This window comes from Rathayibacter sp. AY2B5 (assembly GCF_002931645.1).
GTDB lineage: Bacteria > Actinomycetota > Actinomycetes > Actinomycetales > Microbacteriaceae > Rathayibacter.
Genome location: NZ_PSUE01000019.1, coordinates 40,902 through 54,193, shown reverse-complemented (window position 1 = coordinate 54,193; position 13,292 = coordinate 40,902). Strand labels below are relative to the sequence as shown.

Genomic DNA, 13,292 nt, shown 5'->3' with positions numbered 1-13,292 from the left:
GATCGCTTTGCCGGCGCTGGTCTTCGTAGTGGTCGTGTAACCGGACTTCACCGCGGTCGTGGTGACCGTGATGGTCGTTCCCGCGTCCGCCGAGGCCAGGACGTAGGTCGCCGAGCTCGCCCCGGTGATCGCCGTCCCGTTGCGCTTCCACTGATAGGTGATCGACGTGGGAGCCGGAGACCAAGTCCCAGGCGTGGCCTTCAACGTCGATCCCACTGTCGCAGTTCCCGCGATCGTGGGAGTCGGTGCCGTTGTGAACCCCGCAGCAGGAATCGCTTTGCCGGCGCTGGTCTTCGTAGTGGTCGTGTAACCGGACTTCACCGCGGTCGTGGTGACCGTGATGGTCGTTCCCGCGTCCGCCGAGGCCAGGACGTAGGTCGCCGAGCTCGCCCCGGTGATCGCCGTCCCGTTGCGCTTCCACTGATAGGTGATCGACGTGGGAGCCGGAGACCAAGTCCCAGGCGTGGCCTTCAACGTCGATCCCACTGTCGCAGTTCCCGCGATCGTGGGAGTCGGTGCCGTTGTGAACCCCGCAGCAGGAGGAGTTGGCCAGGAGCTATCCGAAGGGGTGGGACTTGCGGTCGCAGTTGAACTGGGAGCTGGGCTACTCGTGGGGACGGGACTTGCCGTAGGCAATGTCGGATAGGCGTCAGGAAACGGGAAGCCAATGTCCACCACGTCATTGAATCCCACTGAAACTACCTTAGCATCACCTATATCTTTGACTCCAGGGTAATACATAGGCGTCATTGCGCCGTCAACCCATGCTTCACCTTGGAAAAGGTAACGACCTGGAGGCAGAGTGAAGTAATTACGGAGGATCTTGCAGTCGACATATTGCGGGATGCAGTTTTGATATCGAGGCGTGTTTTCAAGTCGCGCCGGCCATTTGTCAGTAAACTCTTCCCACTGTCCATTCGTATTTTGTGCAAACACTTTTCCGTCGGCCATCATTGCATTACCGTCGCCCCGCGTCTGCTGAAACTTTAGAAGCGCGGCTCGCGGTATCCACACTTTGCCAAGATCGACCACTTCATCGTTCAATAAGTTGAAAGTTCGTATGTCTGTCGGGCCATCGCGGAGCAAAGAATGGGCCAAGGGGACGGCGGGTGGTCCTGACAAATCACGCGTTATCCATCGCGTGAAAAGACTTGCCTCTCCGTACTCTACATTCGACAGATCCTGACCAGATACCGCTAGGGTTTTGTCAGTCTTTGCGGGGAAGCTGTAGACAATCCTGGCGCCATCGATGTCAACGCGCCCCCGTTCCCATGCAAACTCCTCCACAAGTTCTGTAGGATCAATAGCTGAGCCATTTTTCTCTACCGGTGTTACCGAGACATGCGACCAACCTAAGAGTGTTGTAGTGCCGACAGAGACGTTGGTGGCGCCAAGAGCGAATGATCCGTTTGCGAATCGGTCTGTCTTCCAATCGTAGTCCGGGATCACCTCATAATTTACGGACATGGATCCACCCGGTACTTGAGGTCCTGGGAGCGCGTTTGGAAAATGAGTTCCAACGTTTCCCGGAGCACCTTCCTCGTAGTAGGTGATGGGGCCGTTTAGCGTAACAAAGATTCGATCCTGGAGTTCTGGAAATACTTCAGATTTGCCCTGGAAAACCCAAGTGCTGAAGTAACCTTCTGTGTCGGTATAGGTTCGCTTAACTTCCTTACTATCGCATGGGCCCCAACCGATGTAGTTCTTGTGCTCAGATCTAATGTACTGAGGTCCCCAACAGTGGACGGTTGCCACGACACCTCCGGCAGGTCGACCGTCGGGGCAGAGGACCCTTCCCGTTACGCGCAACAACCCTGGGAACGACGCCTCTTCCCCTGTCGACGTCCAAAATCCCTTGTCATAAAGATCCGGATTTCGTTCTACGGTGGAAGATGAGCAGGCAGTTGCATTATCGCAGCTGCCCATGCTCGTGACTTTGAGTTGAGTTGTCCAGCCAGAGAAGGTATCTGTGGAGTAGTTCACTTGCCAGGTGGCAACAAGGCCCCGGGAAAGCGCGACCTCAAATCGGCCAGAGCTCTCTAACTTTAGTTCGGCACGAGGCGTCGAGGTCTGGTCGTACTCGGAGAGAAACGTGGTTGACGTCGGGCTGCTTTGCACGACGGTCCAGGTGCCGCCAGGCCGCGTCGCCGCGAGAGCTGCTGTTCCGCTAGTGGTCGATCCGCAGAGTAGTATTTCGTTTGTTAGATGGACTGGACGAGAAATGTCAGCGCCACGTTGAACAATCTGTGATGCGAGCCCACGAAGGCGAGCAGTGTCATACGCAGTGTGAATGGCACCCGATTCGCCATAAGAAATAGTAAGCGGTGTGCTAAAGGCAGCGAGTGCGCCAACGGCTCGAGCGGAGGCGTCATTCCAGTCGCAAACCAAATCGAAGCGGTCGCACAGTTGTACTGTGAGCGAATCGAGCGCCGCCGGGTAGGTGATCTCGCCCTGGAAAAGACCCCAGGCTTGTCGTTGAATGCCCGAGCCAGAGTCGTCCGTTCCGCGATTGTTCGGATCTCTATTTGAATCTCTAGCGGGGTCCGCAATCTTTACGATTCCCGCGATCCGATTCGTATCACTCCACCCGTGCAATGCATTGTTTATAACAAGTGCGCCTTGTGAGTAACCGACAAAGGCCCACTTTTGCTTGGGGCACGAACGGATTGATTCTAGGATTCTTTTATTAAGTTTAGTCGTGCCATCATCGATGGAATCGAAGTATGCCCAATTATTGTACCCGGTAAGATCACCGACGCTGGACGCGAGGTCGTATTGTAGTGCTGACACCGGCGCTGCGGTGTAGTCGATTGGCTCGTAAGATACGGAGAGTCCATTCTTTTCCGCCTTGCCTACTATTCCGCTAGCAGGCACGCCAAATTTGGATTGAATCTCCTCAATTACCGGCCGAACCTTGTCGCCATAGTCCTGCGTTTCACCGGATCCTCGAACGCCTACAACGAGCAAGTCCGTGCACTCACTCTTGCCGTATCCGCTCACTTCAACATCCAAAGGCGTCGCTACGGCGTCGGCTGCGGGGATGAGGGTACCGGCGATAACAGCCAGCGAGATTCCTAGCCCTATAAACTTTTTCACTTCATATGCCTATCGGCTTAGCAGTTCAGGAATTTTATTGGCAGTAAAGTAGCTTGGCGTTTAGCAAACTTGCTCGACCGGTTCATAGCCGATGGGAAATAGCTGGCTGGCCCACTGATCCCCGTAGCAATCGTGCGCCGGATGGGGGTGCATAGGTAAGAGCACTTAGCGAATATAGTACGCCTAAATCCTTTGCACTGTACTGTCCCTCCGTGCAGTCCGCCAGTCACCAAAGCGGTGACACCGTACGCTGCAAGCAGCCTTGGACGTTCTGCGGCTCTGAAAGGGGCCAGCCCGCGTCTTCTCGATCGCGGCCGGCTCGGGCACTCTCGCGGCCATCGTCGCGGATCCTCTCTTTGGTCGCCCCAGCGACCGTAGCCGTAGCCGGTTCGGTCGCCGTCGACCGTGGATCGTCGTCGGCCTCCTTTGCATGATCGCGGGCGCGACGTTCATTGGTTTAAGGGACTCTCTCGGAGTGCTCCTGCTCGACTGGGTCATCATGCCAGCCTTTGTGACGGGTCGGGCGTCGCTGTGGGTGTCGCCCATACTGCCGTTGCAGCTCCAGTTCGCGGAGTGTCGGCAGCCGGTGACCGACCGCAGCTGGGTGTTCGCGTTGCTCGAGAGCGCGCACACATCTCTCCGCCGGTTGTACGCCCGGAGGGCTCGAGCAGGCAAGCGTCTGAATCAGCGACTACGAAGCCGACGGCGAGGCGAGTCCGGATCCGGAGTCGGGCCGAATCGTCCTGAAGTTGATCGTCCACGGCTGGACCGGGCTCTCGACGCCGCTCGGCAAGTTCTCGCGCACGGCCGACCTCGGCACGATCGGTGAATCGATCACCTCGTCCTCTTGGACCGTGGTCGGCATCCTGCAGTACCTCGCGAACACCGACGTCTACACCTTCGATTATCGCGACGCGTCGGCGCAGTGGGTCACGTCCGATTGGATCGCGGCACCGCTCGCGGACTCGATCCGATGCCTGGCTCAGAGCTCCGGCCAGAAGGTGAGCATCAGCTGCTGAAAACCACCCTGCGAGCGGCCGCCGGAGCGGACTCCCCCGGCCCGGACTGTGCCCCGGCAATTGAGGGAGGCCGGCTTCGAGGTCCTCGAAATGCGCTCTTTGACGAGCGATCAGCGCCTGCCTGCCGACGGGCCGGGCGGCGCCTACGTGGCGCTCGAGCTGCGGCGCCTGGCTCACCAGGCGCTCCCCGCCCCACCGACTACGTTGCAGCCGAGCTCCGCGGCCTCGTCGCCGACCTGTCGGGCCCTCGTCGACACATCGATCACGTCCGCATTCGCGGCAGTCGTCTCCTGTGGGTCGCTCGTTGACCCTGATCGCAGTGAAGAAGGCCATCGCACCGCCCTTGCCATGAGACGCCTCTGCGGTCGCGGTTCGTTCAGTTGCGCGGGCGCTGATAGAAAATGGTGAGTGCGCCGCTCACGCTAGGGCTGGTTATCGACGTCGAACATTCCTGCAGGCGGATCGAGGTATGGCAGCGGCGCCCCCGGCAGATTCTCGTCAGTCGCTCCTGTGAACGGCCCGTCTGTGGACAGCAGCGCAGCCATGTGGGGCTCGGCATGGTTGATCCACCAGGCGCTCATCCCAAGCCCCGCGTCGGCACGAGACGCTTCCCAGCTGCGCCAGAGCGCTTCGATCCGTTGCACGGCCTCATCGACGGTCCACCAGTCGGCGCGCCATCGTCCGGTGCCCTGACCCTTGGCGGAGACACGCCGCCGGTAGGTGTAGCGCCAGTACTTCCGCAGCCACTCGTCCGCCGAGCCGTAGACGAGGGTCGGGGCAGACTCCTCCTCGAACGAGCGCTGAACGGCCGCTTCGGCGCGGGTCTGCATCAGTTCGACCCGCTCGGGCGTCAGGGCTCGTTCCAGGGCCTCCTTCGTCATTCCGGCGATGATCCCGGTGATGACGTCCGAGACTTCTCTCGCGGCGATCGCGTCGACGTCGAACGCGCCGAGCAGCGCCGCGGCCGCGGTGTCGGCATCCCTGTCGACGGCGGCCGGGAGGCCCGCAGCTTCCTGCACGTCTCCTCCCGCGAGTGGATCGTCGTCAGTCACGCTGCGCCTCCGTCCGCTTGGCGTCTTCGTTCTCCATCAGAGCCCGCATGGATGCGGCGAGGTCGATCACCGGAGCAGGCTCGACGGTCGCGGCGACCGGCTCGGCGCTGGTCACGACCGGCTGCGCCGACGTCGCCGCGGCAGGAGTCGGCTCGGCGCCGCGTACCGGGGCGGTCGCGGGGTCGTGAGCGGCGATGGAAGCCTTGATCGCCGCGACCTTCTCCTTCGTGCCCTCGTACCAGGGGACGGTGCGCAGCAGTGCAGCCCGGGATCCGGTGGAGAGCATCACGGCGCGGCCGCGGGGCATCGCGCCGAGCTCGTCCACGGTCAGGATCCGCTCGCGCTTCAGTGCGATCGAGGTCGAGCGGGCGCCCTTGTTGTAGCTGGCGGAGGTGGTTTCGCGGTCGTAGTCTCCGACGAGCTCGGAGACGTTCTGGAGGAAGTCGTTCTCCTTCACGCTGCCGAGGTAGAGGAACGCGTTCGACGCGCTCCACAGCTTCAACATGCCCTCCTTGCCGAACACGGCGACGCCCTGCGACCAGGACTGGAACACCGACATGATCGGGATCCCGCGGGAGCCGAAGTGCGAGTACAGGTCCGGGAGGTCCCGCCACCGGCACACGTTCGCGGCCTCATCGAGGATCCCGACGAGCGGCGTGCGCAGTCGGCCCCCGGGCGAGGTGTCGGCGAGGTCGGTCGCCGCCTCGAGAGTGGCGGCGGTGAGCGCGGTGACGAGGGGCCCGGCGGTGCCGGCGCCCTCCTTCGACAGGGAGTAGAGCGTGCCGGAGCCGCGAACGAACTCTGCCGCGTCGAACTGCGGCCGCGGGTCCGCGGTGCCGCGGGGGTTCACCCAGTCCGCGACCTGCGTGTTCTTCAAGCACGCCGCCATCTCCTGCGCGGTCGAGTAGACCGACCCGCGCAGCTTCTCGGTGGACTGGATGATGCCGAGCACCGCGTCGCCGGTCATCGGGTATCCGCCGGAGCGCAGCAGTCGCACCGGCTCCTCGTTGGTGACGTCGGTGAGCCACGCGAACACCTGGCTGATCGGCTTCTGCCCGACCGCTGCGGCGAGCAGCATGCCGGCGAGGAGGTTCTGTCCGGCGCCGTCGAAGAAGGCGTCCGTCTTCGCGTCCGTCGCCCGGGACCCCGAGGCGAAGTACTGCGCGAGTTTCGCGGCGCGCACGTCGTCAGTGACGTAGGACAGCGGGTTCCACCACCAGGTCGGGTCCTCGCGGGCGACGCGCTGCGGGTCGAACACCCACACAGGTCCGTCCTTCTCGCGGACGTCACGGGTCGCGTCGAGCACGTCGCGCTTGTTCGAGGTCGTGACGACTGCGCCCGGGGCGGCGATGATCGCCGGGATGACCAGCGACGTCGACTTCCCGACGCGGGGGCCGGCGACGACGGTGATCATGTCCTCGAACGAGGCGTAAAGCATCTTCCCCGTCGACACGAGCCGCCCCACTGGCACGCCGGGCGAGCCGTCAACACCCAGGCGCTTGGACTTCTTCATCGCCTCCTTGCTCAGCATCGGCGCCAAGTCTCGTTCGGTCGCCATGTAGCGGGCAGCCCGGTCGACGTTCGCGCGACCCTTGCGGCCGAGTGCCCTCATCCAGAGGAACCACAGAGCGACGAGGACGATGACGCCGCCGGCGGCCGCGGCGATCATCGTCGCGGACGAGGACCAGGTGACCGTGCCGCGGGCAAGCCCCGACAGGATCTCGAACGGGTCCGAGGGCAAGCCCTCGTTCACTCCGTCGAGCTTGGAACCGACCGCGACGGCCACCCATACGATGCCGATCGCAGCAATCGCCACGAGGGCTGCGCCGAGCATCAGGGCGTCGTTATTGGCCTTGCCAGGCTCGCGGCGGCGGTTGTTGGCGGTGGCGCTCATGCGGACTCCTCCGTGTAGATCGGGACGGCCCACCGCGGGGTGCAGTCGTCGGCGGGTGCTTGGTGCGAGGTCCCCCAGGAGAGGACCGCGAGGCCCCGCTCCGCGAAGGAGACGGGGAGGTCGGTCGTGTGGAAGCCGTGCTCCCCCGGGGCGGACCGCTGGCAGGTCCAGCGGTAGCCCTCGAAGGCGAGCGTCGACGGGCAGCTCACGCGATCACCCGGTCCCACTGGTCCCAGGCGACGAAGCTCGCCATGAGCCCGACGCCGGTCCAGCAGAGGGTGAGCAGGAACCGATCGCGGTCTGCCGTCCGCTGACGGGCTCGGATCGCGCTGATGATCGCGGCGCCGGCGGCGCCGGCCGCGACGCAGCTCGCGCCGAGTGCGACGAGGACGCTCACGGCAGGATCTCGACGTTCACGGGATCGGTGGGCAGTGGCTCCGCTGCGCGGCCGGCGCGGGAGGTCGCGTGCCAGAGCTTGTTGGTGTCGTTGACCTCCTTCTCTGCTGCGGTCAGCTCGACGCGCACCGGGATACCGGGACGTCCGCCGACCTTGATCAGGAAGCGGCCGCGGCCGGGAGGCTCGGACTCGTGCCCGGACACGGGGTCCCAGGCGGGCGGGTCCTGCCAGGAGGTGAGCATCCCCTGTTCCGCGATCGACATCGGCACCGCCGAGGTCAGCAGCGGCATCTCAGCACCGGGGAGGCCGCCGCAGATGACCATGCCGGAGCGTTCCACGAAGCCCTTCGCCTTCATCTGATCCTCCGAGGAGGCCAGTGCGAGGAGGTCGGACATGGTGTGGCTGATCATCGCCAGGCCCACGCCGCGGGCGCGGTTCAGGCGGGTGAGCGCGTCGACGCGATCGACCATGCCCTTACCCGCGCGCAGCGCCCGCCACAGCTCGTCCAGGATCACGAAGTAGTGCCGCTGCGGTTCGAGCTCCGCGTCCGCGAGGGCGGCCGCGACGTTGACGGTCCCGAAGCCGGCGGACCAGCAGGCGAGGAGGATCGCGGCCTGGAGGTCGCCTTCGGAGTCGTCGATCGAGGACACGTCGTAGACGACGGGCCGGTCCCGACGCATCGGCGTGGTCGTCTGCTTCGAGAACACCTCGCCCAGACGTCCACCGGTGGTGAGGCCGATGAGGGAGGCTTCGAGGTTCTCGGTGACGTCTTTGTACTTCTCGATGTTGCCGCGGTCTAAGGCGACCTGACGAATCTCGTCCGGCGCCTCCTGGATCACGCGCAGGAGGTCCGCGAGGACCGGCACGCCCTGGTGGTGCTCGTCCAGGTACTTCAGCGCCCGGTCGATGATCGTCTCTTCACGGTCGCTCGGCGGCTGGGAGCGGAGGATCGTCAGCAGCGCTGCGACCATCGTGTGTCGGCGCCCGTGGGCGTCCGCGAGGACCTGGTGCGCGAGGCGCTGCACCTTCGCGGCGTGCTTGCGCAGCCGGCCGACCTCCGCGATCATCGCCGCGGTGTCGTCGGAGACGCCGAGCGCGTCGACCTGGTGCGCGAGCTCGTCGGCCCGCTCGAGCGAGCGGTCGGCCTCGTCACGGAGGCGCTGCGCCGCCTCCGACGCCTCGCCGGGATCGAGGATGTTCAGGTACCCGCGGCCACGGCCGAGAGGGATCACCTGCCCGTCGAGGGCTTCGATCAGATCCACGTAGTCCGGCTTGAGGTCGCCCAGCACGAGGGGGATCGTGCCGTAGCCGGCGAGGCCGGCGGCCATGCGGCGGGTCAGCGAGGACTTCCCCAGGCCGGGCTTGCCGAGCACGAACATCGACGGGTTGGAGATGAGGTTTGCGCGCTGGAACCAGCTGATCGGGTCGCAGCAGACGGAGGCGCCGGTGGAGAGGTTCTTCCCCAGCGGCACCCCGATCATTGGCGTACCCGTCCCGACCGAGAACGGGTACAGCCCGCACACCTGCACGGTCGTCCCTCGGAACTCATCCGCGGCCGTGACGTTGACGGCTTCACCACCGCCGCGCCCGAGCCACCCGCGGATGCTCGGGCGCAGAGGACGGCGCAGCGCCGTCCCCTGGCTCTTCTTCTTCCCGCCGTGCGGGATCTCGATCTTCTTCCCCTCTCGGCGCCGGGTGCGCGGGGTGGTGTGCTCTCTGGTGAGCGTCGGGCGCTGAGCGACCGCTGCTACCGGGGCTGGAGCTTCGCCCTGCCCGCGCGCAGCCCGCCGCGAGGGTGCCGTCGTGTCGGTGCCGGGCTCTGCCGAGGACGACACGGCGCCGGTGGGCAGGCCGTCGCCGGTGAGCTCCTCCCCCGTCGTGTCGCCGTGCGCGGCGGTGACCGCTCCGTCTGGCAGGACGTCCTCGCCGGGTTCGAGCTCGTTGTCGCTGTTCGAGGAGAACAGGCGGGTGATCAGGCTCACAGGGACTCCCTCACTTCGGTGGGCAGGCGCAGGTGACGCGGGAGCACGAGGCCCAGCGGCAGACCCGCAGCGAAGACGGTGTCCTGCGACCCGAACGCCGGCCGCACCCGAAGACGCGCCGCGGCGGTCAGCGAGTCGATCGCCGCGCGTGCGTCCGCTTCGTGCACAGCGTCGGTGGTCGTCGCGGTGACGATCAGGCCGAAGTTGAGCAGGCCCGCGCCGGAGGCCTCTTCCGCCGCGGTCGCCTGGGCGGAGCGGGTGGAGAGGGTCGAGCGGGCGGTGGGCTTGGTCGACGCGGAGCTGTTGAACTGCGCCGCGTTCAGGTCCGCCTCCACGATCGCCGCGGCGCGGGCCGGGTCGATGGGGCGGTAGAGCAGGGTGACGCGTTTGCGGGCGACGTCGCGGTGCGGCGCGAGCAGGCGCGCGAGGATCCCGGATTGCACGACTCCGCGAGGTGGGGAGGTCATCGTCCACGACGTGGACACGGCGCCGTCGTGCCGGTACGACTCCCACCGGGACTCAGCGGCCGCGGGGCCGACGTCCGTCCAGGACAGCTCGGGAACGTCCCCGGAGGCGCGGGCCTCATCGATCAGGACGGCGGCGGCGGGGTCGTAGGCGATCCGGATCACCTCGCACAGCTCCTGAGCACCGAGCGGCCGGGCAGCGCCGGCCCCTGTCGCGGCAAGGCTCGTCGTCAGGCCGGGCAGGCGGGCGGCGAGGTCGGCGGCGACCTCCTTCGCGTTGCGGCGCTTCCCGCCGATGCGAGACAGGGAGGAGAAGGTGATCGCGACGTAGGCGCGGATCGTTGCCGACCCGACCGGGTAGCTGCTCACGACCTCCGAGAGCATCGCTCGAGCGAACTCAGGCGCGTCCGGGTCCATCGACCCCTCGACCTCCGAGCGCAGGCGCGTACCGGTGTCGGGGGCCGTCTCGACGGTGACGGAGGCGGCCTCGATGCCGGGCTCGTCTCCGAGGTTGGAGAGCCAGATGCCGTACTCCGCGACCTGGTTGTTGACCTGCTCCTGATCCACTAGCGCGGCGCCGTCCGGCTCGGTAGCGATTACGACGGTGTAGTGCTTGGTGGAGGGGACGTGCACGAGAGCGAATCGGCGCCCGTGCGAGTCCTCGTGCTCGGAGAGCTGCGACGCCGCAGCGAGTCCGGGGAGCTGGAACGTGCCCCATTTCGCTCTGCCCGCGGGGCCGGAGCGGTAGACGTTCGCTCCCTTGGCCTTCGTCCGCATCCAGTTCACGCGATTCACCGTCCTTCCGAGGGCGCTCTGCCCGTGCTTGTCCTTCACTGAAACCGTCAGCAAGATCGCGGCGACGACGAGCGCGGCCCCGAGGCCGGAGAACATCGACGCGATGATCGAGGAGAGGATGCCGACGAACAGCACGCCCGTGGCGAGCTGTCCGAGGCCGCCGAGTCCCGCGGTCTGCGGGCGGCGCCAGTTGCCGTACGTGCGCGGCGCCTCAGCGCTGCGCGTGGGGGTTGTGGTGCTCATCAGTTCCCGCTTCCGTTGCCGCCAGTGGCGTCGTCCGTGGCGGCCTTGACCGCCCCTGCTGCGTGCTTCGCGCCTTCGGCGGCCTTCCCTGCCACCGCAAGGCCGACACCGATCGGGCCTCCTGCCGCGGCTGCGGCACCACCGCCTGCCGCCGCACCGCCCGCTGCCGCGCCTCCGCCGGCCGCAGCTCCGCCAGCTGCGCCGCCGCCTGCTGCTGCGCCGCCGCCTGCACCGGAGGCGGCCGGAGTCGCAGCGGGTGACCCCTTGCTGCCGGCGGAGGCGCTACTGCCGGACGGTGCGGAGCCGAAGCCACCGCCGCCGGGCGACCCTCCGCCCCCGCCGCTGTCGCCTCCGTTGCGCGAGCGGATTGCTCCGCTGGCAATCTCCGCCGCTCCACCGGCCGCGGCCGCACCGAGCAGGAGGCCGGCCCCGCCACCGCCACCGCCCACCGAGGCGACAGCGGGGACGAGGAAGCGCATCAGCGCGGGCAGGGCCACGAGCGCGATGAGCATCAGCGCGAGGCCCGTGACGATCTGGAACAGCCCGGTCCCGTCCGACTTGAACAGATCAGTGCCGGTCATCCGGAACGCGATCGCGTAGACGATCGCCGCGGCGGGCTTGTAGAGGATGAAGGCGAGGGTCCAGGCCATCGTCTTCTTGAACCACTGCTGCCCGATTTCCGTATTGGTCGCGGCCGCGGCGATCGGGAAGATGCCGGCGAGGACGACGAGCATCGCGCCGCGGAACACCATGAGCGCGATCTGAACGTAGGTCATGAGCACGGCGAGGATGCCGAGGAGGAACAAGCCGATGAGGCCGATACCCGACGTTGCGGTCAGTGAAATCATCGCGAAGATGTTCGTGCCGAAGCAGTTGCTCTCACCGTTGGTGACGTCGCAGTCGGTGGAGTTGTTGAGGATCCAGATCGAGAAGGCGTCGCCTGCCTGCGTGGCGAGACGGATCACGACGAGTCCCGCGCCGGCGACGGCGATCAGCGTCAGTACCGACCGGGCGAGGGTGCGCAACTCGCCCGCGCGCTGCGTCCAGACCATGCGGCCGGCGGCGACGAGGATCGACAGGATCGCGAGTCCTCCGGCGTACCACTCGAGCTGCCCTTGCACCCAGCCGACGACGCTCGAAGATTCGTTGAGGTGCAGCGCCAGGGGTAGGAACCCCGTGACGAGCGCTGAGGCGGAGGAGAGCAGGAAGACGGCGAAGATGATGACGCCGATGCGTCCCATGTGCGCTTCGCCGTCGCCGTGGCGGCGACGGGTGCTCATCATGACGCCGGCGATGATGAGCGACATGACCGCGAGGCCCGCCGCGACCCACGTCACGTAGCCGAGGATCGTCTCGAACGCTTCCGGCAGGGGCGGTGTGCCGCCGCCGTTAACGCCGCCTCCCCGGTCGACGACGGTCACCGGGGAGGGAACGTTCACCCAGAGGGTGCCGAGCGAGACGACCGCTTTGCCGAAGCCCTCCAGGATGTTGTTGACGAACTGCTGCAGAGCGTCGTTCGACGCCTGCGAGACGACGTTGCCGATGCCTTCTCCGGTCCAGCAGAGAACGTCGACGACGGAGCACGGCTCTTTGTCGGGGACTGGGGTCATGTGGTGCCGCTCCAAGGGAGGTAGCCGCCGAGGCTCTGCAGAGCGACCGGGCGGAAGGTGGGGAGTCCGTCGTCGGTGAGCACGAACTTCCAGTCGCCCTCGGACCAGCTGAGGGCGTATGGGAAGCTGATGAGACGTCCGTCGGAGATCTGGAAGGCGATGTCGATGGTGGCGTTCTGGCCGTCGTAGGCGAGGACTTTCACGCCGGCGATCTGGGAGCTCAGGCCGGTGTTGCTCTGAGTGGTCTCGCGGGCCAGCGCGGCGTCTCGACCGGGGCCGGGAACGGTGAGGCGTTCGGTGACGAGATCGCTCAGACGGCCGTCCGTTCCCATCGCCCAAAGATTCGCGACGGCGAAGGCTGCGCCTTCCACGGTGTGCGCGTAGCAGCTGCGGACTCCGTCGGCGTCGACGACGCCGGGCCCTGCATCGTCCGAGGAGGGCGCTGCCATGGTCCCGACGATGGTCCACTCCGCGTCGGGTGCGGCAGCGAGGCTGCCGCTCTTGTCGAGTCCAGGGAGGCCGCAGATGCTCGCAGCCTCGGCGTCGACCGCTGAGGTCTCGGGGGTGGGCGTTGCAGTGGTGGCGGGCGTGGCGGTGCCCTGCCCGCCACCACTGTCCAGGGACGTGACGGCGAGCAGGATCGCGGCCAGGACGAGGATTCCGAAGACGATTGCTCCGAAGATGAATCCTCGACTGGTGAACGGGTTGCGGGACTGCGTGTCGCTCATGACGTCGTGCCT

At 66.1% G+C, this 13,292-nt stretch carries 11 protein-coding genes (1 of these 11 only partly in view); 2 read left to right on the top strand and 9 right to left on the bottom strand.

What is annotated here, in order from left to right; all coding sequences use genetic code 11:
- Positions 1–3,096, bottom strand: partial view of a cutinase family protein gene (locus C5C30_RS12450; RefSeq protein ID WP_104333853.1) — the 5' portion only. The gene continues 153 nt to the left of window position 1, outside the view; the window shows 3,096 of its 3,249 coding nt (coding positions 1–3,096); the start codon lies at positions 3,094–3,096; its stop codon lies off the left edge, out of view.
- Positions 3,097–3,403: 307 nt separating this feature from the next.
- Here C5C30_RS12450 and C5C30_RS17365 point away from each other — a divergent pair, with 307 nt between their 5' ends.
- Positions 3,404–3,925: an MFS transporter gene (locus tag C5C30_RS17365; RefSeq protein ID WP_146081539.1), complete on the top strand. Its 522-nt coding sequence runs from the start codon at positions 3,404–3,406 to the stop codon at positions 3,923–3,925.
- On the top strand, positions 3,846–4,115 hold the full coding sequence (locus tag C5C30_RS12445) for a hypothetical protein (RefSeq protein WP_104333844.1): 270 nt from the start codon (positions 3,846–3,848) through the stop codon (positions 4,113–4,115). Before C5C30_RS17365 ends, C5C30_RS12445 begins: the two co-directional genes overlap by 80 nt.
- Before the next feature lie 422 nt (positions 4,116–4,537).
- On the opposite strand, the gene C5C30_RS12440 is transcribed toward C5C30_RS12445, so the two are convergent.
- From C5C30_RS12440 to C5C30_RS12400, 8 genes are all read right to left on the bottom strand, one after another.
- A complete protein-coding gene (locus C5C30_RS12440; protein ID WP_146081536.1) occupies positions 4,538–5,167 on the bottom strand; it encodes a DUF4913 domain-containing protein in 630 nt (209 codons plus the stop codon).
- Positions 5,160–7,061, bottom strand: coding sequence for a type IV secretory system conjugative DNA transfer family protein (locus C5C30_RS12435; protein WP_104333842.1), 1,902 nt, complete (start codon positions 7,059–7,061; stop codon positions 5,160–5,162). Before C5C30_RS12435 ends, C5C30_RS12440 begins: the two co-directional genes overlap by 8 nt.
- The gene (locus C5C30_RS12430; protein ID WP_104333841.1) at positions 7,058–7,270 is read right to left on the bottom strand and encodes a hypothetical protein; all 213 of its coding nucleotides are present in this window, start codon (positions 7,268–7,270) and stop codon (positions 7,058–7,060) included. Before C5C30_RS12430 ends, C5C30_RS12435 begins: the two co-directional genes overlap by 4 nt.
- Positions 7,267–7,458 carry a hypothetical protein gene (locus C5C30_RS12425; RefSeq protein WP_104333840.1) on the bottom strand — a complete coding sequence of 64 codons (192 nt, stop codon included), beginning with the start codon at positions 7,456–7,458 and terminating at the stop codon, positions 7,267–7,269. The genes C5C30_RS12430 and C5C30_RS12425 overlap by 4 nt, the downstream gene beginning before the upstream one ends.
- On the bottom strand, positions 7,455–9,062 hold the full coding sequence (locus C5C30_RS12420) for an ATP/GTP-binding protein (RefSeq protein ID WP_258065709.1): 1,608 nt from the start codon (positions 9,060–9,062) through the stop codon (positions 7,455–7,457). The genes C5C30_RS12425 and C5C30_RS12420 overlap by 4 nt, the downstream gene beginning before the upstream one ends.
- 374 nt (positions 9,063–9,436) lie before the next feature.
- Positions 9,437–10,942 carry an SCO6880 family protein gene (locus tag C5C30_RS12410; protein WP_181131563.1) on the bottom strand — a complete coding sequence of 502 codons (1,506 nt, stop codon included), beginning with the start codon at positions 10,940–10,942 and terminating at the stop codon, positions 9,437–9,439.
- Positions 10,942–12,552, bottom strand: a complete 1,611-nt coding sequence (locus tag C5C30_RS12405; RefSeq protein ID WP_104333839.1) for a hypothetical protein — start codon at positions 12,550–12,552, stop codon at positions 10,942–10,944. Before C5C30_RS12405 ends, C5C30_RS12410 begins: the two co-directional genes overlap by 1 nt.
- Entirely contained in the window at positions 12,549–13,280 is a 732-nt protein-coding gene (locus C5C30_RS12400; RefSeq protein WP_104333838.1) for a hypothetical protein, read from the bottom strand. Before C5C30_RS12400 ends, C5C30_RS12405 begins: the two co-directional genes overlap by 4 nt.
- Between the last annotated feature and the right edge of the window lie 12 nt (positions 13,281–13,292).

Bases quoted from the DNA above. Each gene is read 5' to 3' on its own strand.
- C5C30_RS12435 (WP_104333842.1), bottom strand. From the start codon at position 7,061: ATGAGCGCCACCGCCAACAACCGCCGCCGCGAGCCTGGCAAGGCCAAT.
- C5C30_RS12410 (WP_181131563.1), bottom strand. From the start codon at position 10,942: ATGAGCACCACAACCCCCACGCGCAGCGCTGAGGCGCCGCGCACGTAC.
- C5C30_RS12400 (WP_104333838.1), bottom strand. From the start codon at position 13,280: ATGAGCGACACGCAGTCCCGCAACCCGTTCACCAGTCGAGGATTCATC.
- C5C30_RS12405 (WP_104333839.1), bottom strand. From the start codon at position 12,552: ATGACCCCAGTCCCCGACAAAGAGCCGTGCTCCGTCGTCGACGTTCTC.